Source organism: Hyphobacterium sp. SN044, assembly GCF_021864465.1.
In the GTDB taxonomy this organism is placed as follows: domain Bacteria; phylum Pseudomonadota; class Alphaproteobacteria; order Caulobacterales; family Maricaulaceae; genus Hyphobacterium.
Genome location: NZ_JAKKUV010000008.1, coordinates 78,983 through 96,689 on the forward strand (window position 1 = coordinate 78,983; position 17,707 = coordinate 96,689).

General features: G+C 64.5%; 17 protein-coding genes. 9 read left to right on the plus strand and 8 right to left on the minus strand.

Going from position 1 to position 17,707, the window contains the following annotated elements:
* The first annotated feature begins 128 nt into the window (after window positions 1–128).
* Window positions 129–479 (plus strand): glycine zipper domain-containing protein, encoded by a 351-nt coding sequence (locus L5876_RS11715; protein ID WP_236956540.1) that lies wholly within the window; start codon window positions 129–131, stop codon window positions 477–479.
* On the opposite strand, the gene L5876_RS11720 is transcribed toward L5876_RS11715, so the two are convergent.
* Window positions 480–1,397, minus strand: a complete 918-nt coding sequence (locus L5876_RS11720; RefSeq protein WP_236956541.1) for a hypothetical protein — start codon at window positions 1,395–1,397, stop codon at window positions 480–482.
* A 144-nt stretch (window positions 1,398–1,541) separates the two neighbouring features.
* On the opposite strand from L5876_RS11720, the gene L5876_RS11725 reads away from it, so the two are divergent.
* The 6 genes from L5876_RS11725 (at window position 1,542) to L5876_RS11750 (ending at window position 6,754) form a co-directional block, all read left to right on the plus strand.
* Window positions 1,542–2,642, plus strand: coding sequence for a DUF5700 domain-containing putative Zn-dependent protease (locus L5876_RS11725; protein ID WP_236956542.1), 1,101 nt, complete (start codon window positions 1,542–1,544; stop codon window positions 2,640–2,642).
* A 49-nt stretch (window positions 2,643–2,691) separates the two neighbouring features.
* Window positions 2,692–3,252, plus strand: a complete 561-nt coding sequence (locus tag L5876_RS11730) for an SH3 domain-containing protein (protein ID WP_236956543.1) — start codon at window positions 2,692–2,694, stop codon at window positions 3,250–3,252.
* 71 nt (window positions 3,253–3,323) lie between these two features.
* Complete coding sequence (gene fabA, locus L5876_RS11735; protein ID WP_236956544.1) at window positions 3,324–3,860, plus strand: bifunctional 3-hydroxydecanoyl-ACP dehydratase/trans-2-decenoyl-ACP isomerase; 537 nt, start codon at window positions 3,324–3,326, stop codon at window positions 3,858–3,860.
* Between the two features lie 36 nt (window positions 3,861–3,896).
* Entirely contained in the window at window positions 3,897–5,111 is a 1,215-nt protein-coding gene (fabB, locus tag L5876_RS11740) for a beta-ketoacyl-ACP synthase I (RefSeq protein ID WP_236956545.1), read from the plus strand.
* An 18-nt stretch (window positions 5,112–5,129) separates the two neighbouring features.
* Window positions 5,130–5,951 carry an enoyl-ACP reductase gene (locus L5876_RS11745; RefSeq protein WP_236956546.1) on the plus strand — a complete coding sequence of 274 codons (822 nt, stop codon included), beginning with the start codon at window positions 5,130–5,132 and terminating at the stop codon, window positions 5,949–5,951.
* 20 nt (window positions 5,952–5,971) lie between these two features.
* Window positions 5,972–6,754, plus strand: coding sequence for a BglII/BstYI family type II restriction endonuclease (locus L5876_RS11750; RefSeq protein ID WP_236956547.1), 783 nt, complete (start codon window positions 5,972–5,974; stop codon window positions 6,752–6,754).
* Between the two features lie 2 nt (window positions 6,755–6,756).
* Here the strand turns inward: L5876_RS11750 and L5876_RS11755 are convergent, their stop codons facing one another.
* The 6 genes from L5876_RS11755 to rbfA form a co-directional block, all read right to left on the minus strand.
* A complete protein-coding gene (locus L5876_RS11755; protein WP_236956548.1) occupies window positions 6,757–7,389 on the minus strand; it encodes an MT-A70 family methyltransferase in 633 nt (210 codons plus the stop codon).
* A 134-nt stretch (window positions 7,390–7,523) separates the two neighbouring features.
* Window positions 7,524–9,977, minus strand: coding sequence for a prolyl oligopeptidase family serine peptidase (locus L5876_RS11760; protein ID WP_236956549.1), 2,454 nt, complete (start codon window positions 9,975–9,977; stop codon window positions 7,524–7,526).
* Between the two features lie 167 nt (window positions 9,978–10,144).
* Window positions 10,145–12,280, minus strand: coding sequence for a polyribonucleotide nucleotidyltransferase (pnp, locus tag L5876_RS11765; RefSeq protein WP_236956550.1), 2,136 nt, complete (start codon window positions 12,278–12,280; stop codon window positions 10,145–10,147).
* Between the two features lie 53 nt (window positions 12,281–12,333).
* The gene (rpsO, locus tag L5876_RS11770) at window positions 12,334–12,603 is read right to left on the minus strand and encodes a 30S ribosomal protein S15 (RefSeq protein ID WP_236956551.1); all 270 of its coding nucleotides are present in this window, start codon (window positions 12,601–12,603) and stop codon (window positions 12,334–12,336) included.
* A gap of 25 nt (window positions 12,604–12,628) precedes the next feature.
* Window positions 12,629–13,594, minus strand: a complete 966-nt coding sequence (truB, locus tag L5876_RS11775) for a tRNA pseudouridine(55) synthase TruB (RefSeq protein WP_236956552.1) — start codon at window positions 13,592–13,594, stop codon at window positions 12,629–12,631.
* The gene (gene rbfA / locus L5876_RS11780) at window positions 13,594–14,001 is read right to left on the minus strand and encodes a 30S ribosome-binding factor RbfA (RefSeq protein ID WP_236956553.1); all 408 of its coding nucleotides are present in this window, start codon (window positions 13,999–14,001) and stop codon (window positions 13,594–13,596) included. Before rbfA ends, truB begins: the two co-directional genes overlap by 1 nt.
* Before the next feature lie 351 nt (window positions 14,002–14,352).
* On the opposite strand from rbfA, the gene L5876_RS11785 reads away from it, so the two are divergent.
* Together L5876_RS11785 and L5876_RS11790 are read left to right on the plus strand one after the other, a co-directional pair.
* Window positions 14,353–14,814: a nuclear transport factor 2 family protein gene (locus L5876_RS11785; RefSeq protein ID WP_236956554.1), complete on the plus strand. Its 462-nt coding sequence runs from the start codon at window positions 14,353–14,355 to the stop codon at window positions 14,812–14,814.
* Window positions 14,814–15,305 carry a nuclear transport factor 2 family protein gene (locus L5876_RS11790; RefSeq protein WP_236956555.1) on the plus strand — a complete coding sequence of 164 codons (492 nt, stop codon included), beginning with the start codon at window positions 14,814–14,816 and terminating at the stop codon, window positions 15,303–15,305. The genes L5876_RS11785 and L5876_RS11790 overlap by 1 nt, the downstream gene beginning before the upstream one ends.
* Window positions 15,306–15,526: 221 nt before the next feature.
* Here L5876_RS11790 and infB read toward each other — a convergent pair.
* Window positions 15,527–17,707: translation initiation factor IF-2 (gene infB / locus L5876_RS11795; RefSeq protein ID WP_236956556.1), on the minus strand; the 2,181-nt coding region annotated here is incomplete at its 5' end.

The following is a 17,707-nucleotide window of genomic DNA, read 5'->3' on the forward strand; positions in this document are numbered from 1 at the left end:
GGCTAGCCGGGGCGGGAGCGTGTGACGAGATACAAGATTTGCCACAATCGCCTGTCAGAGTGAGAACCGATTCGACCCGCCGGCCTTTCATCCGGCGGGATTTCCTCGACCCGTGAAAGGATCGCACGATGAAAAAGCTTCTGATCGCACTGACGGCCCTGCCGCTGATGGCCTGCACCCAGACCGGCAATGTGGAGCGCGGCGCACTCTCCGGCGCGGCGCTGGGCGCGGCGGCCGGAGCCATTATCGGCAACAATACCGGGTCCGGCGATGCCGAGACCGGCGCGATCATCGGCGGCATCGTCGGTGCGGCCGGCGGAGCCTATGCCGGGTGCCGGGCCGATGGCGGTTGCCGCTGGAACCAGAACAATCCGCAGCATTCCGAGCAGTACTGGGACCCGCAGGCGCGGCAATACTATTATTTCAACCGCCAGGACGGCTGCACCTATTGGGTGAACGGTCAGTTCCGCGGCTGCTGATCAATTTTCCGGCTGACGCGCGAGGCTGAAGGGTTCGCTCCAGTAAGTCTCGCGCCACGCCGCCCCGGCGCGCTCCAGAAGGTGCGCTTCGGCGGCGCCGAGCGCATAGACGGTGACGCGCCGCCAGCCGGCGAGGTCCATGCCGGCGAGCTCCTGCAGCATGCGCCGCAACTCCTCGCCGACCTGACGCTGGCGGCCTGACAGGCGCGCCAGTTCGTATTCGGTCCAGCGAGCCGCGCCCTCCTTCCACATCTGGAATTCGTAATAGCGCGCATCGCGCTGCGACACCGACGCCATGAAATCCGCGCGCGCCTGCCGGTAGGCGGCATGGGCGGCGGGGAAGGCGTCGTTATCGGCTTCGAGGGCCGCGGCAGCGGCGTCCGCCCAGGCGCGAAGCGCCTCGCCCGCTTCCGGGTCGTCATAGGGGAAGGGGTAGTTCAGCATCCACATGCCGGACGTGTCGCCGTCATGCAGGTCGAGCGCGAGCGCGCCTGCCCAGGCGCCCGGCTGCGCGTCCTGCATCTGATGGAAATGTTCGTGCAGCAGGGTGAACATCCAGCCGGACGGGGATTTGCCGGTCGCCTCCGGCGTGCCGACGACGATGGTCGGGATGCCGTCGACGGCGGGAAAGCTGGCCAGGAAGTTCGCCGGGAATTGCCGCTCACGCGTCGCCGTTTCGCACCCGGTTGCGGGGTCGATCCCGGCCGGCGCGAATCCCTCGCCCGCGCCTTCGCTGCAGACCAGCGTCTCGGTTTCGCCGTCGATCAGGAGGATCTGGAAGGGCGCATCGGCGAAGCCCGGCCAGACCCGCTCCCCCTCGGCTTCGGCAATGGCGCGCGCTTCGGCGTAGAGCGCCAACGGATCGACCGCGTCCGGGCCGGCGGCCTGCAGGGCAATGGCGGCGAGTATGGGCGTCATGATTCCCCCTTCGATCTGACCCGGTCCTTTCTTGCCTGGCGTCACATGACGGGAGACCGGCCCGGATATGAAGTTTTCGTGAGGCAGGTGCCGCGGGCACCCGGGGCGGCTAGGGTCACCCCGGGAAGGGAGAAAGGCACCCTCATGAAAACCCTGATCACCGCAGCGCTCGCTGCGGGGCTGACGGCGGCCACAGCCTCCGCCGAGGACTTACCGTGCGGCAATTTCGCCATCGGTTTCGACTTTACCGCGCTCGACGCGCTGACCCCGATCCTGCGGGGCGAGGGCGGGGAAGCCGCCATTGATGCGGCGCTGGACCTGCCGTCGGTGCAGGCCATCGTGCGCAAGCAAACGCAAATCCACGAGGACCGGTCGACATCCGGGCGTCTGCGTGAGGAGCTGGTCGCGTGGCAGGCCGGTACCGAAGCGGACATTGAAGACCCGGTCTATCCCTTCCCGGATGATGAAACGCTTGATGCGATGGAGGCGGCGCTGACGGCGCTGCGCGCCGATCCGGACGCGCTGATGGCGCCGGCGTGCGAGCGGCTGTCGGCCTATGTGCCCGCCGGGTACGACACGCCGTTGCAGAGCGTTTTCGTGATGGGGGTGAATTCAGCCGGTTTCGCCTTTGGCGACCCGGTCCTCTATATCGGCTTTCACCGCATGCATGACGATCTGCCCGCGCTGGAGCTGGTGCTCGTTCACGAGCTCTATCACGGCGCGCAAGGCGCGATGCGGCCGGTTCCCGAAGGCCTCGAAGAAGCCTTGAGCGATACCGACTGGCGGGCGCTGCAATATCTCAATTACGGCTATCTTGAAGGCAGTGCGACCTGGGTCGCCGACCCGGCCGACTTCGAGGGTGACGGGGAGATGCTGGCCTATTTCCAGGAACGGCTGGCGCGCGGCGTCAATGAGCGCGCCAACCTCTTCACCCTGTTCGAGGCCTCGCTCTACCAGCTGGCCAACGATCCCACGACCGATCCGCTGCGGCACTACTTTGCAGGCTTCACCGGGGAAGAGCGCAATTACAATGTCGGCTACATCATCGCGCGCGAGATCGAAGCGAATTACGGCCGCGAGCGGCTGGCGGAGGTGATGCGCGAATCGCCGACCGTTTTCTATCGGCTCTATGCCGAGGCGGAGAATCGCAACGGACCGGAACTGAGCGACACCTTCATCGGTATTCTCGACCGGATCGACGCGGCGCTGGCAGCAACCGGGATTGATCCGGTTCCCGGCCCATAAGGCGGTTCCGTTTACTGCGAATTCACCATGGCGCGCCCACAAATCCGCCATGGGGCTGAACCGACTGATACCGATGCTGTTCGCCGCGCTGGTGCTGGCCGCACCGGTTGCTGCGCAGGACGCGCCGACGCCGTCAGGCTTTCCCGTGCCGCGCTTCGTGTCGCTGAAGGCGGGCGTCGCGAATGGAAGGGCGGGACCGGAACAGGCGCATCCGATCGTGTGGCGCTATGTGCGGGCCGGCCTGCCGATGGAGGTGATCGCGGAAACCGCCGACTGGCGCCGCGTGCGCGATCCGGACGGCGAGGTGACTTGGATGCATCGCAGCCTTTTGTCCGCGCGCCGTTCGGTGATTGCGCTCAGCGAAACACCGCTTCTGGCGCGGCCGGCCGCCGATGCTCCGGTCGAGGCCGTGGCGGACACAGGGGCCGTGATGTGGCTGGAACGCTGCCGCGACGGCTGGTGCCGGATCGAGGCGCAGGGCCATCGCGGCTGGGCCGATGTTTCAACCTTATGGGGCATTTATGACAGCGAGCGGGACGGGTCCGCTGCCGCAGCGCAGCGCAGCCCCGCCTTGAGCGCCTCCGCCCCCCATGATACCGCTCCGGGCTGACACATATTGACCGCCGGGATGCCGGGCCTTCGGGCCCGACTTCAAGTGTTCCGGCCCCGACCGGACACGGTATGACCGAAAGACTTCATTCGCTTGGTATCGACGACCTGATGCGCTCTGCCCGCGGCGAGTTGCACGGCCCTGAAAACGGCAAGCTGCCGGCCCCGCCCATGCTGATGTTCGACCGCATCACCTCCATCACGGAGGAGGGCGGCGCACACGGCAAGGGCCAGGCCGTTGCCGAACTCGACATCCACCCGGACCTCTGGTTCTTCCAGTGCCACTTCCTGGGCGATCCGGTGATGCCGGGCTGTCTCGGCCTCGACGCCATGTGGCAATTGCTGGGCTTCTGGCTCGTCTGGCGCGGCATGCCCGGGCGCGGCCGCGCGCTGGGCGTCGGCGAGGTGAAGTTCACCGGCCAGGTGACGCCGGACATCAAGACGGTCCGTTATGAAGTCGATCTGAGCCGGGTCATCGACCGCCGCCTGAAAATGGGCATTGGCGAGGGCAAGGTGTTTGCCGACGACAAGCTGATCTACACGGCCAGCGATCTGCGCGTCGGCCTGTTTTCCGCAGACCAGATGAAAGCGGACGGTGCCGGCGCCTGACCGGCGGACCGGACCGAAACTCAAGAGGAGTAAGGCATGCGTCGTGTCGTGGTGACGGGTCTCGGCGTGATTTCCCCCATCGGCAACACTGCCGGAGAGGTCACGCAATCCCTGAAGGACGGCCGCAGCGGAATCCGCCACATGGAGGATTTCGCCCGTCTGAACTTCAAATGCCATGTCGGGGCCAAGCCGGACATCGATCCGGCCGAACATGTCGACAAGCGCGTCTACCGCTTCATGGGCGAGGGCGCGGGCTGGAATTACATGGCGATGCAGCAGGCAATCGCCGATGCGGGCCTGGAAGACGCCACCGTCTCCAATCCGCGCACGGGGATCATCATGGGATCGGGCGGCCCCTCGGCCGGCACGATCATCGATGCCGCCGACATCACGCGGGACAAGGGTCCGCGCCGGATCGGACCGTTCGCGGTCCCCAAGGCGATGAGCTCGACCGCCTCGGCGACGCTGGCGACGCCGTTCAAGATTCTCGGCGTGAACTACTCGATCACCTCGGCCTGCACGACCTCGCTGCACTGCGTCGGCGCGGCGGCGGAGCAGATCCAGTGGGGCAAGCAGGACGTCATGTTCGCGGGCGGCTGCGAGGAGAATCACTGGGGCCTCTACAACCTCTTCGACGCCATGGGCGCGATGTCGACCAAGTACAACGACACGCCGGAGGAGGCTTCCCGGCCCTTCGACAAGGACCGCGACGGTTTCGTCGGCGGCGGCGGGGCGGGCGTGCTGGTGCTCGAGGAATACGAGGCGGCGAAGAAGCGCGGCGCGAAAATCTATGCCGAAATCACCGGTTATGGCGCGACCTCGGACGGCTATGACATGGTCGCCCCGTCGGGCGAGGGCGCGATCCGCTCGATGAAGCTGGCGCTCGAAACCGTGAAGGCCGCGCCGGACTATCTCAATCCGCACGCCACGGCGACGCCGGTCGGCGACATCGCGGAAATGAAGGCAGTGAAAGAGGTGTTCGGCGGCAATGCGCCGATGATCTCCGGCACCAAGGCGATGACCGGCCATGCGCTGGGCGCCGCGGGCGTGCATGAGGCGATCTACACGCTGCTGATGATGCAGCACGGCTTTGTCGCGCCGTCGATCAACTGTTTCGAGATGGATCCGGAGATCGCGGAACTCGATCTGCCGATCGTGACGGAAACGCGCGATGCGGCGATCAACACCGCCATGTCCAATTCCTTCGGCTTTGGCGGGACGAACGGCACCGTCGTCTTCTCCAAGGTCTAGAGCTCAAGCGAGGCTTTCATGTCCGACGTGACTTTCCCCAAGGGCGATCTGATGAAGGGCAAGCGCGGGCTTGTCATGGGCGTCGCCAACAAGAATTCGATTGCCTGGGGCATTGCCCAGCAGCTCGCCGCGCAGGGCGCGGAACTGGCCTTCTCCTATCAGGGCGAGGCGCTGGAGCGCCGGGTGCGCCCGCTGGTGGAAAGCCTCGGCGGCGAACCCTTCATGCTCTCCGCCGACGTCACGGACGATGCCTCGATGGATGCCTGTTTCGCGGCGATCGAGAAGAAGTGGGGCAAGATGGACTTCCTGGTCCACGCCATCGCCTTCGCCGGCAAGGATGAGCTGGTCGGCTCTTTCACCGAGAACACGACGCGCGAGGGCTGGCGCCGGGCGATGGAAATCTCGGCCTTCTCCTTCGTCGATGCGGGCAAGCGCGCCTCGCGCCTGATGCCGGATGGCGGATCGATGATCACGCTGACCTATCTCGGGTCGGAGCGGGTCGTGCCGTCCTACAATGTGATGGGGGTCGCCAAGGCGGCGCTCGAGGCCTCGACGCGCTACATGGCGCGCGATCTCGGCCCCGCCGGCATCCGCGTCAACGCGCTGTCGGCCGGGCCGATGCGGACGCTGGCCATGGCCGGCATCACCGGCGGCAAGGCGCTGATGCGCACCGGCCGCGAATGGTCGATGATGAAGGAAGACACGCGCATGGAAGGTGTCGCCGGCGCGGCGCTCTACCTCCTCTCAGACCTCGGTCATTCCTGCACGGGTGAGACGCTCCACGTCGATGCCGGCTTCCACGCGGTCGCCGTGCCGTCGATGGAGGGGGATGAGGAGTAGGTGTTGATCGGGTTGGTCACATGTTCGAAGAGCTCAAAGAACTTGGGTATGACTTAAAGTTCAGCCACCATGCTGATGCGCTGATCGCATCAAGCTTCCAGGCAGTTGAATGGGAAATTTCTACGGTTCTAAGGGATTTCCGAATACCGTTGTCTTCCCTTGTGGGAAGTGGTGGCGGTGTGACCAAGGGAACCCAGAAACTTCGAGATGAGCTATATCGAATTGGATGGGTAAAAAAGACAATTCAAACGAGAAAGTACATTGTAGAATACAAAGGGACGCCGGGCGTTAAAAGTTATAAGGAAATAAGCTCTGAAGAAACTGCTGTTCTTAGTCATGAGGTGGATCACGTTAAGACATTTGCGAGCGGCAGGGTTCTTCTTGAAATAGAGTGGAACAACAAAGATCCCTTTTTTGATAGAGACTTAGAAAATTTTAAGCGTCTTCACGCCGACGGTGCGGCGAGCTTTGGTATCATAATTACCAGAGGCAAAAGTTTTCAGGATAACATCGAGCGCGTTGTCGGCGACTTCGCGGAGAAAGTGGGAATCGGGTCGATCACGGACTTACAGAAAAACAAACTTTCCCGAACAGATCGCCAGAGAAAGGCGATTCCTGCCGCCGTCCAAAAATGTGGCGGTAACTTTGCGAGAGGTTGGGCGAACGCATTTGTATCCGACAAATACGGTGCCGCGACCACTCACTGGGCGAAATTGGATGATCGCATTTCAAGAGGCGTTGGAAGTCCATCGCCGCTTGTTGCTATTGGAATACCAATAGATGCCATCGATATTGCTAGGTGAAATTACTCCGCCGCTGTCGCGACAGATGAATTGTAGGCGTAGGTTTTCCAGTCGGGCTTGTACTCCGCATCAGCTTGGTTGCCCCAAACCGTCCAGCCTGGACGTCCGCCTCTGGCAAACATCTCCAAAAAAGGCCCGCGACTACAGGCTTCGATAATATCGTACTGCTCGTCGGGTTTGCGCGAATGTTCGCGCTTTCGCGTTGCAAGGAAGTTCACTTGCCTGCGCCCCGGGGCGAGGGTTCGCGCCTTCTTTCCGCGAACGCCGAACAACAATAGTTCGGTTACGTTACGGAAATAGAATCCCACTCCGCGGCCATCCGGTCCGCCGTCCTTGCGGATTTTTTCCCAAACGATGTTCGATTTGTATTCAAAGCCCCATGCATCCATGACCTTAAGGCCGTCAGGAAGCAACGCATTTGGTACCCACAAATAGAGGTGAGCAGGCTCGACAGCGACGTCGGCAACCGGCAAATCGCAGATATCCGAAAGAGACATCGTCCCGTAGCGGGATAGCCGTCGATGTTCTGGTGCCACCTTCCCCGTTCGATTTGTGAATTGCCACGGCGGATCGGCTAGGATCGTGTGAAACTTCGATCCACGGAGCTTGTTCGCAAAGTCCAAGGTCGCGTCCATCGACTTCAATTAGATCCTGATTTGTTCCGATGTCTGAACCTTACCAGCGTTCGAATCAAATTCAACAAATCGTTCTTCAGAAAAAAGCCCCGGCGTTTCCACCGGGGCTTTTCAGTGTGTGAGACGGGCGGGTGTTACTGCGCGCCGTCGCTGGCGGCTTCGTCCGCGTCAGACGCCATCGGGTCCTCCTCCGGCCTGACATAGCGGTCGAGCCAGTCGAAGCTTTCCGCCAGCGTGTGCAGCACGCTCTCGCGCCCGCGATAGCCGTGGCTCTCGTAAGGCAGCATGACGAGGCGGACCGTGCCGGCATTGCCCTTCACCGCCGCGAACATGCGTTCGGACTGCAGCGGGAAGGTGCCGGAATTGTTGTCCATCTCGCCATGGATCAGCAACAGCGGCTCGTTGATCTGGTCGGCATGCATGAAGGGCGAGAGGTTGTAATAGACCTCCGGCGCTTCCCAATAGGTCCGCCGTTCCGCCTGGAAGCCGAAGGGCGTCAGCGTGCGGTTATACGCGCCCGACCGGGCGATGCCGGCGCGGAAGATGTCCGAGTGGGCCAGAAGGTTCGCCGTCATGAAGGCGCCATAGGAATGGCCCGCCACGGCGACGCGTTCGCCGTCGCCGAAACCGCGCCGCACGCTCTCGTCAACGATCGCTTCGGCGGACATGACGAGCTGGTCGATGAAGGTGTCATTCACCGTCTGCGGGTCGGAGCCGACGATCGGCATGGTGGCGTCCTCCATCAGGGCATAGCCCTGGGTCAGGAAGAAGCGCGGGCTGGTCCCGGCGATGCGCGAGAACTCATAGGGGCTGCCGCGCACCTGACCGGCGGTCGCCGCGTCATTGTATTCCAGCGGATAGGCCCAGACGACGACCGGGACCCGGTCCCCGTCCTCATAGCCCACAGGCAGATAGACGGTGGAGGACAGCATGACGCCATCCTCGCGTTCGAAGGTGATCAGCTCGCGGCGGATCTCATTCAGCTGCGGGTGCGGGTTCTCGAAATCGGTCAGCTGCGTCACCGCGCCGTCCCGGTGCAGGCGGACATTCGGCGGGGTGACCGGGTCTTCCCAGCTGGTCAGGAAGGCCGAGCCGTCCATTTCGACGAGGCCGATGACGGATTCCAGATTTTCCCCGGAATTGCGCCAGATCTCCTCGGTCTCGAAGCTGTCGAAGCTCACCCGGTTCAGGAAGGGACGATTGCCTTCCGGCGTCGCGCCCTCGCCGGTCATGTAGATATAGCCGTCGGTGACGGCGACGACCGGGCGGCCGAATTCGTTGCGCGTCGTCACCGGCGAGCCCGGATTGGCGTAGCTGTCCTGATAGTTGCGCTCTTCAGCGAGGCGGGGTTCGACCGACGGGTCGGCGAAGTCGACGAGCCAGCGGCGGATGACGCGCGTGTCGCGGTCATATTCCATGGCGAAGCCGGTCTGGCCGATCTCGGTGAACTGGGTGCCATAATAGCGGTCCTCGGTGCGCAGGATTTCCACCGGTTCTCCGGTGAAAGGCGCGGTCTGCGCCCAGACGCTGTCGCGCTGGTCGGCCTCGACCCGCGGATCGCCGCCATCAAGGGCTTCCGCCCAGGTCAGGCGCGCGGGATGGGAGGCCTGCCAGGAAATGCTCCGGCGGCCGCGGATGACGCCGCCGATCGGCACATAGTCGGCCACCGGCTGGCGCGCGATGGTGGCGACTTCCTCGCCGTCCATGTCGAGAACATAGGTGCGGTCCGGGAAGGACGACCACGGCACGTCATAGGAGAAGGGCCGTTCCATCGCGCCGACCAGGATGTATTCGCCGCTCGGCGAGGGGTCGGAGGAATAGATGAAGCCAGGCTCACCGATCATCTCCGCGTCGCCGGTGTCGGCGTCGACGAGGGCAAGCTGGCTGGTTGCCAGCCAGGCAAAGAGGGCCGCATCGGCCGGGCCGGTCAGCAGGTCCTGATAGGTGCGCACCTGCGCCTCGACACCGGAGGCTTCCTGCGTCACCGGGCCGGTGGGCACGCGCGGGCGTTCGGGGAGCGGCCCCCGGCTGTCCGGCGTCAGGTGGACGAGGAGGTGTTCGCCGTCCGGCATCCAGGAGACGGGCGAGAAAACCGCGTTGATCCCGGAGGACACCAGTTCGCGGGCGGTGGCGGTTTCGATATCCGCGACCCAGAGGCTGAGCGTGTCGCCGCGCGTCATCACGAAAGCGATCTCGCTGCCGTCCGGCGACCATGTGGTGTTGGAGATGCCGCTGTCGGCGGGCAGGGCGATGGTCCGTTCTTCCTGCGTGTCGAGATCCATCACGCTGAGGCCGACCACGGAGCGCGGGCCGTGGCGGCCATTGGTCGCCGCGTCGAGGCGCAGGCCGGCAAGGCGTTCCATCGGGCGGGCGAGCTCGGAGACCGGCGGCAGCGCCTCGCGGTGCATCAGCAGCAGCGTGTCGCGGTTCGGCGACAGGGAGGGAAAGGGCGGCAGCGGCGCGTCGACAATGTCGACGACATCCTGCGGCGGCAGGCGATAGGCCTCCTGCGCGCCCGCCGTGGCGGCCGCCATGACCGTCAGGCTGGCCAGAGCCAGAGTGGAACCGAACCAGTTGCGTGCGTGCATGCCGCGCCTCCCCGAGGATTTCAATCGAGGGGGAAGATAGAGCCGGATTCGCCGGGCGACATTAAAAAGCGGACAGGTTCGGGGTGTTCGGGACACCAGAAGCAAAAAGCCCCGGCGCGAGGGCCGGGGCTTTCCGTTTCGATCGAATGACGGCTGGATGGAGAGGACTATTCCTCTTCTTCCTCGCCGCCCTTCTTGATCTCTTCGCCGGTTTCCTGGTCGACGACCTTCATCGACAGGCGGACCTTGCCGCGATCGTCAAAGCCGAGAAGCTTCACATAGACTTCCTGGCCTTCGGACACGACGTCCTTCGGGTGGCTGACGCGCTCTTCCTTCATCTGGGAGACGTGGACGAGACCGTCCTTCGGCCCGAAGAAGTTCACGAAAGCGCCGAAGTCCATGACCTTGACGACCTTGCCCTTGTAGATCTCGCCTTCTTCCGGCTCGGCCGTAAGGCCCTTGATCCAGGCGAGCGCCGCGCGGATGGACTCGCCATTCGCGGAAGCGACCTTGATCACGCCGTCATCGTTGACGTCGACCTTGGCACCGGTTTCCTCGACGATCTGGCGGATCACCTTGCCGCCCGAACCGATCACGTCGCGGATCTTGTCGACCGGGATGGTGATCGTCTCGATGCGCGGCGCGTATTCCGCCAGTTCGCCGCGAGAGGTGTTCAGCGCCTTGTTCATCTCCTCGAGGATGTGCATGCGGCCGCCCTTGGCCTGTTCCAGGGCGGTCTTCATGATGTCCTCGGTGATGCCGGCGATCTTGATGTCCATCTGGAGCGAGGTCACGCCCGCTTCCGTACCGGCCACCTTGAAGTCCATGTCGCCGAGGTGATCTTCGTCACCCAGGATGTCGGACAGGACCGCAACGCCTTCCGGGTCCTTGATCAGGCCCATGGCGATACCGGACACCGGACGCGCGATCGGCACGCCCGCATCCATCAGCGCCAGGGACGAACCGCAGACGGTCGCCATGGAAGACGAACCGTTGGACTCGGTGATCTCGGAGACGAGACGGATGGTGTAGGGGAAGTCTTCCGCGGTCGGGAGGACGGCGCGAACCGCCCGCCAGGCCAGCTTGCCGTGGCCGATTTCGCGGCGGCCCGGAGCCAGGCGGAAGGAGGTCTCACCGACGGAGTAGGGCGGGAAGTTGTAGTGGAGCATGAAGCGCTCCTTGTACGTTCCCGTCAGGGCGTCGATGAACTGCTCGTCCTCGCCCGTGCCGAGCGTGGTGACCACGAGGGCCTGCGTCTCGCCGCGGGTGAAGAGGGACGAACCGTGCGTGCGCGGCAGAATGCCGGCTTCCGCGACGATCTGGCGGACCTGATCGAGCGAACGGCCGTCGATGCGCTTGCCGGTCTTGATGATTCCGCCGCGGACGATGGAGGCTTCCACCGCCTTGAAGGCGTCCTTCAGGACCGTACCGTCGATGCCATCGGGGCGATCCTCGGTCTTGCCCAGTTCCGCCACCGCCTTCTCGCGCGCGGCGCCGACAGCGGCATAGCGTTCGGTCTTGTCGGTGATGGTGTAGGCCTTTTCCAGGTCCTTGCCGACGAGCCCGCGAACCTTGTCCTCGACGTCGGAATTGTCTTCCGGCACGAAGTCCCACGGCTCTTTCGCGCCCTTCTCGGCGAGGCGGATGATCATGTCGATCACCGGCTGGAATTCCTTGTGACCGAACATCACCGCGCCAAGCATGATGTCCTCGGACAATTCCTTGGCCTCGGATTCCACCATCATCACCGCGTCGCCGGTACCGGCGACGACGAGGTCCAGTTCCGTTTCCGGCATCTGGTCTTCGGTCGGGTTGAGGATGAATTCGCCGTCCTTGTAACCGACGCGCGCGGCGCCGATCGGGCCCATGAAGGGCAGGCCGGACAGGGTGAGGGCCGCGGATGCGCCGATCATGCCGACGATGTCCGGGTCGTTCTCGAGGTCATGCGACAGCACGGTCACCATGACCTGAACCTCGTTCTTGAAGCCCTTCGGGAAGAGCGGGCGAACGGGGCGGTCGATGAGGCGGGAGGTCAGCGTTTCCTTTTCGGTCGGCCGGCCTTCGCGCTTGAAGAAGCCGCCCGGGATCTTGCCCGCGGCGAAATACTTCTCCTGATAATTGACGGTGAGCGGGAAGAAATCGGCTCCCGGCTTCACATTCTTCACGCCAACGGCGGTCGCGAGGACCGTGGTTTCGCCATAAGTGGCGAGCACCGCGCCGTCGGCCTGTCGGGCCATGCGCCCGGTTTCGAGCGTGAGCGTACGACCGCCCCACTCGATGCTTTCCTTGTGAATCTCAAACATATCTTGCGTACAGAATTCCCGTTTCGTCTGAAGGGGTGGGCGTCACGCGGCGACTAGCGGCGCAGGCCCAGCTTTTCGATGAGGCTCGTATAGCGGCCATGATCCTTCGCCTTCAGATAGTCGAGAAGACGGCGGCGCTGCGAGACGAGCTTCAGAAGGCCCCGGCGGGAATGATTGTCCTTCTTGTGGGTTTTGAAGTGCTCGGTGAGGTTGGCGATCCGCTCGGTCAGGATAGCGACCTGGACCTCCGGAGAACCGGTATCACCCGACTTCTGGCCATGTTCGGAAATGAGCGCGCTCTTGCGCTCTTGCGTAATCGACATCGGTCATCCTTTCTCAGTGCGGGCGTCAGGCCCGTTTCGGTGTCAGGTTGAAGACCCGGACCGGCTGGAATTTGCCGGCGCGGGCTTCGCCAATGGCCGCCGCGGTTTCCCCCCACATCGCCACAGCGAGTTTCGAGGCGTCCTTGCCAGCGATCTCACGGGGGCGCCGCTGCGCACGCAATTCCTGCGCTTGCCGCGGAAGGAGGACGATCGGGCGTCCCTGCTTCAAATTGAAGACCTCGTCCTCGGTCACGGCCAGGGCCGGGATGTCGTCCAGCGCGGTCTCGACCGGGCAGAGGGCTTCGAAAGCGCGGCCCTTATGGGCCATTTCCGTCAATTCGTCCAGCGATACCGCAGCGTCGATCCCGAAGCCGCCCACACGGATCCGGCGGAGTGCCGCGACATGGCCCTCGGCCCCGACGGCGGCGGCGATATCGCGCACCATGGAACGGACATAAGCGCCCTTGCCGCAGCGCATCTCGAACACCGCGAGGTCGGCTGTCGGGGCGTCCAGAAGCTTCAGTTCGTGGATCGTCACCGGGCGGGCGGCAAGCTCGACGGCTTCGCCCGCGCGGGCGAGATCATAGGCGCGCTCGCCATCGACCTTGATGGCAGAATAGGCGGGCGGGATCTGGTCGATCTCGCCGACGAAGCGGTCCAGCACGGCTTCGATCTCTGCCTTTGCGGGACGGACATCGCTCTCGGCGACGATCTCGCCCTCGGCGTCGAGCGTGTCGGTGCTCTCGCCCCACTTCACGGTGAAGCGGTAGGTCTTCTCGCCCTCCTGGGCGAAGGGCACGGTCTTGGTCGCCTCGCCGAGCGCGATCGGCAAGAGGCCGGTGGCCAGCGGGTCGAGCGTGCCGGCATGGCCGGCCTTCTTGGCGTCAAATATCCGGCGGACGGCGGAGACGGCCTGGGTCGATGTCATGTCGGCGGGCTTGTCGAGGATGATCCAGCCGTCGACGTCCTGGCCCTTCTTGCGCCGACCCATCAGACGTTATCGCCTTCGTCGTGATCGAGATCTCGGGCCACCTCGGGGCGGGCGAGAATCTCGTCGACCTTTTCCGCGGCGTCATAGCGGTCGTCGGCGTGGAAACGCAGGTCGGGCGTGAATTTCATGTCGATCTCGCGCCCCAGCTTGGCGCGCAGGAAGCTGGCCGCACGGTTAAGGCCCTTCACCATGGGCTTTGGGTCAGTGTGGCCGAGCGGCGCGACATAGACGTTGGCGTGCTTCAGGTCGGGCGACATGCGCACTTCGGTCACGGTCACGATCACGCCGGACAGGCCGGGGTCGCGCAATTCCTCGCGCTGCAGAATGCCGGCGACGGCGTGGCGGATCAGCTCGCCCGCGCGCAGCTGGCGCTGCGTCGGGCCCTTATCGGAAGCGTGGCGGGACATGGTTCTTCTTCTTTCTTCGGCCCGGCCGGCGCGGGGATCGAACCCGCCCGGTCATCGAAGGAGGCGCGTCCTAACGCGTGGAGGCGCGGAAGGCAAGGCGGGGGCGCGGGCCGCCTATTTCCTCCCCCGTTTACGGGGGAGGTGTCAGCGCAGCTGACGGAGGGGGATATTCCCCCCCTCGCCCCGGACTTGATCCGGGGCACTCCCCCCGCAAGCGGGGGGAGAAACGAGGAAGGGCAAGCCATGCCCCGGACCCCCCTGACCAATCGGTAAGGCTTGTGCCGCGAATGTGAGTGGCGGGTGATCGGCTAAAGGCGTCTATCGGCATGTCTTCAATTTCGAGGGGAGATCATGATCAGAACACTGACAGCTGCCGCGGTGCTGACCTTCACCGGCGCGGCAGCACAGGCGCAGGACGCGCCCGAGGCAGTTGCCGAAGCCTATCTCGCCGCCTATCAGGCGCAGGATTTCGTGGCGCTCGAAGCGCTCTATGCCGAGGATGCGGTCTTCATCGATCCGACGTCCGAGGCGATCCAGGGCATTGGCGGACCCTTCAACTGGACCGGGCGCGAGGCCATTCTGGCCGGCATCCGCGGCTGGGGCGCGACCCGCCTCGAATACGAGATCGACCGGACCTGGTCGGCGTCCGGCCACGTCGTCTTCGGCGGGGCGGTCGCCGCGATCTACGAAACCGAGACCGGCTCGGTGGCCTATCGCTATCCCATCATCACCATTGTCACGATCGAGGACGGACACGTCACCGAACACCGCGACTACACGGATTTTTCCGGCATGACGCAGGAGGCCCGCTGATGCTCCGTACGATCCTGATTTCCGCCGCTCTGGCGCTGATCGGCGTATCCGCCCAGGCCCAGGAGACAAGCGAGGCCGAGACGGTCGCGCGGGCCTATATGGAGGCTTATTCCGAGCTCGACTGGGCGGCGATGGAAGCCCTGATGTCGGAGAATATTATCTTCGCCGACCATACGGCGACCGGAACGGACGACCCTGAGGGCATCGTCACCGAAGGCCGCGAAGCCCTCCTCGAGATGCTGCGCGGCTTCGAGGCGCAATACCACCCGATCGAGCTCGGCTTTGTCTGGGAGACGGTCTTCAACAGCAATGACACGGTGGTGTTCATCGGCCATGTGAACGCGCTCTATCCGACCGAGGACCCGGCGCGGCATTTCCGCTGGCGGTCGCAACAGGTCGCGGCGGTCACGGTGCGCGACGGCATCGTGATCGCGCACCGGGATTTCGCCAATTATCCCGGCGCGGAACAGGGCCTGGTGCCGGCGGAGTAGTAGGGCCGCTTTCCCTTCTCCCCTTTTTGAAGGGGAGAAGGTGCCCGCCAGGGCGGATGAGGGGTTCTGCTCCGTCGTTGAAGACTGCGCGCGCCCCCTCACCCCTGACCCCTCTCCCCCTAAAGGGGGCGAGGGGAAATCAACCCGGGGCAGAACAGGCATTGAAAAGAAAAAAAGGGCGGCTCACGGAGCCGCCCTTTTCATGTCCGGTGAGGGAAGGATCAGAGCTTGCGCTCGATCTCCTCGATCTCGAAGCACTCGATGAGATCGCCCTTCTGGAGGTCTTCGTAATTCTCGAAGGCCATGCCGCATTCCATGCCGGAACGGACCTCGGCGACTTCGTCCTTGAAGCGCTTGAGGGTTTTCAGCATGCCTTCGTGGATCACGGTGTCGTTGCGCAGCAGACGCACGCCCGAACCGCGCTTCACGACGCCTTCGGTCACCTTGCAGCCGGCGACCTTGCCCGACTTGGAAATGTTGAACACTTCCAGGATCTCGGCGTAGCCGATGAAGGTTTCCCGCTTCTCCGGCGCGAGCAGGCCTTCCAGCGTGGCCTTCACGTCGTCGAGCACGTTGTAGATGATCGAGTAGTAGCGGATCTCGACGCCTTCACGCTCGGCCATCTCGCGGGCCTGCTTGTTGGCGCGAACGTTGAAGGCGAAGACCGGCGCACCCGAGGCCTTTGCCAGGAGGACATCGCTTTCGCTGACACCGCCGGCGGCGCCGAGAATGACGCGGGCCTTGACCTCGTCATTGCCGATCTTCTCCAGCGCCTGGGTGATGGCTTCGGCAGAGCCCTGCACATCGGCCTTGAGCACGATGGGCAATTCCTGCGTCTCGTTCTGCTGCAGGCGCGCCATCATCTGCTCGAGCGACGTTCCGCCGCCCGATGCCGCACCGCCGCCCGACTTCTTCTGCCGCTGGCGGTAGCTCGCGATTTCGCGGGCGCGCGCCTCGCTGTCGACGACGGCGAACAACTCGCCGGGTTCCGGTGCGCCGTCGAGGCCGAGAATCTCGGCCGGCTGGGACGGGCCGATGTCCTTCAGCTGCTGGCCGCGCTCGTCGATCAGGGCACGGACGCGGCCCCACTGGGCCCCGGCCACGACGATATCGCCGCGCTTCAGCGTGCCGCGCTTCACAAGGACGGTCGCCACGGAACCGCGGCCCTGTTCGACCTGGGATTCCACCACGACGCCGTCGCCCGGACGGTCCGGATTGGCTTTCAGGTCGAGAATCTCGGCCTGCAGCGTGATCGCTTCGGTCAGGGCGTCGAGGCCGGTCTTCTTCAGGGCCGACACTTCGATGGCCTGGGTCTCACCGCCCATCGATTCCACGATGACTTCGTGCTGGAGCAGTTGCTGCAGCACCCTCTGCGGGTTCGCCCCTTCGCGGTCCATCTTGTTGACCGCCACGATGATCGGTGCCTGGGCCTGCTGGGCGTGTTTGATGGCCTCGATGGTCTGCGGCATGACGCCGTCATCGGCCGCAACGACCAGGATGACGATGTCGGTCGCCTGGGCCCCGCGCGAACGCATGGCAGAGAAGGCGGCGTGGCCCGGCGTATCGAGGAAGGTGATCTTGTCGCCCGACTTCAGCTGGACCTGATAGGCACCGATATGCTGGGTGATGCCGCCGGCCTCACCCGAGGTCACGTCGGTTTCACGCAGTGCGTCGAGCAGCGAGGTCTTGCCGTGGTCGACATGGCCCATGACCGTGACGACCGGCGGACGCGGCTTCTTCGTATCTTCCGGATCGTCCTCGGCGATGAAGCCTTCCTCGACGTCGGACTCGGAGACCCGCTTCGAGGTGTGACCGAAGTCGGCGACGATCAGCTCGGCCGTATCGGCGTCGAGCAGATCGTTCACGCGGACCATCTGGCCCTGCTTCATCAGGTATTTCACGACGTCGGCGGCGCGTTCGGCCATACGGCTGGCGAGATCCTGGACCGAGATGGCCTCCGGAATCACGACTTCGCGCTGGATCTTGTCGCGTTCGCCGCCCGAGGTGGCGCGGCGCTGCTTTTCGCGTTCGCGGGCGCGGCGCACGGAGGCGAGCGAACGCTGACGTTCCTCGTCGCCCTCGGTGACGGCCTGGATGGTCAGCTTGCCGGCGGAGCGGCGGCGGGATTCACCGCGCTGGCGCGAGATGGCCGGTGCCTTGTTGGCCCCGCCCTTCCGCTTCACGCGGCCGCCCATCTCCTCAAGCGCGCTTTCCACGTCGTCGGTGTCACCCTTGGCGGCCTCGCGGGCCTTTTCCTTGGACGGGTCCTTGCGGGCCGGGGTGACGACAGCGTCGGGATCGGGGATGTCGGCAGGGTCGGGAGCTGCGACAACCTGTTCGGCTTCGCGCTTCTTCGCTTCCTGCTCGGCGGTGCGGCGCGCCTCTTCCTCGGCTTCCTGACG

What these genes read in the sequence shown, in the direction of transcription:
- L5876_RS11785 (WP_236956554.1), top strand. Translation starts at nt 14,353, where the DNA reads ATGATCAGAACACTGACAGCTGCCGCGGTGCTGACCTTCACCGGCGCG.
- L5876_RS11750 (WP_236956547.1), top strand. Translation starts at nt 5,972, where the DNA reads ATGTTCGAAGAGCTCAAAGAACTTGGGTATGACTTAAAGTTCAGCCAC.
- L5876_RS11725 (WP_236956542.1), top strand. Translation starts at nt 1,542, where the DNA reads ATGAAAACCCTGATCACCGCAGCGCTCGCTGCGGGGCTGACGGCGGCC.
- L5876_RS11715 (WP_236956540.1), top strand. Translation starts at nt 129, where the DNA reads ATGAAAAAGCTTCTGATCGCACTGACGGCCCTGCCGCTGATGGCCTGC.
- L5876_RS11730 (WP_236956543.1), top strand. Translation starts at nt 2,692, where the DNA reads ATGGGGCTGAACCGACTGATACCGATGCTGTTCGCCGCGCTGGTGCTG.
- L5876_RS11760 (WP_236956549.1), bottom strand. Translation starts at nt 9,977, where the DNA reads ATGCACGCACGCAACTGGTTCGGTTCCACTCTGGCTCTGGCCAGCCTG.
- rpsO (WP_236956551.1), bottom strand. Translation starts at nt 12,603, where the DNA reads ATGTCGATTACGCAAGAGCGCAAGAGCGCGCTCATTTCCGAACATGGC.
- L5876_RS11720 (WP_236956541.1), bottom strand. Translation starts at nt 1,397, where the DNA reads ATGACGCCCATACTCGCCGCCATTGCCCTGCAGGCCGCCGGCCCGGAC.
- L5876_RS11790 (WP_236956555.1), top strand. Translation starts at nt 14,814, where the DNA reads ATGCTCCGTACGATCCTGATTTCCGCCGCTCTGGCGCTGATCGGCGTA.
- truB (WP_236956552.1), bottom strand. Translation starts at nt 13,594, where the DNA reads ATGGGTCGGCGCAAGAAGGGCCAGGACGTCGACGGCTGGATCATCCTC.
- pnp (WP_236956550.1), bottom strand. Translation starts at nt 12,280, where the DNA reads ATGTTTGAGATTCACAAGGAAAGCATCGAGTGGGGCGGTCGTACGCTC.
- fabA (WP_236956544.1), top strand. Translation starts at nt 3,324, where the DNA reads ATGACCGAAAGACTTCATTCGCTTGGTATCGACGACCTGATGCGCTCT.
- L5876_RS11755 (WP_236956548.1), bottom strand. Translation starts at nt 7,389, where the DNA reads ATGGACGCGACCTTGGACTTTGCGAACAAGCTCCGTGGATCGAAGTTT.
- fabB (WP_236956545.1), top strand. Translation starts at nt 3,897, where the DNA reads ATGCGTCGTGTCGTGGTGACGGGTCTCGGCGTGATTTCCCCCATCGGC.
- L5876_RS11745 (WP_236956546.1), top strand. Translation starts at nt 5,130, where the DNA reads ATGTCCGACGTGACTTTCCCCAAGGGCGATCTGATGAAGGGCAAGCGC.
- rbfA (WP_236956553.1), bottom strand. Translation starts at nt 14,001, where the DNA reads ATGTCCCGCCACGCTTCCGATAAGGGCCCGACGCAGCGCCAGCTGCGC.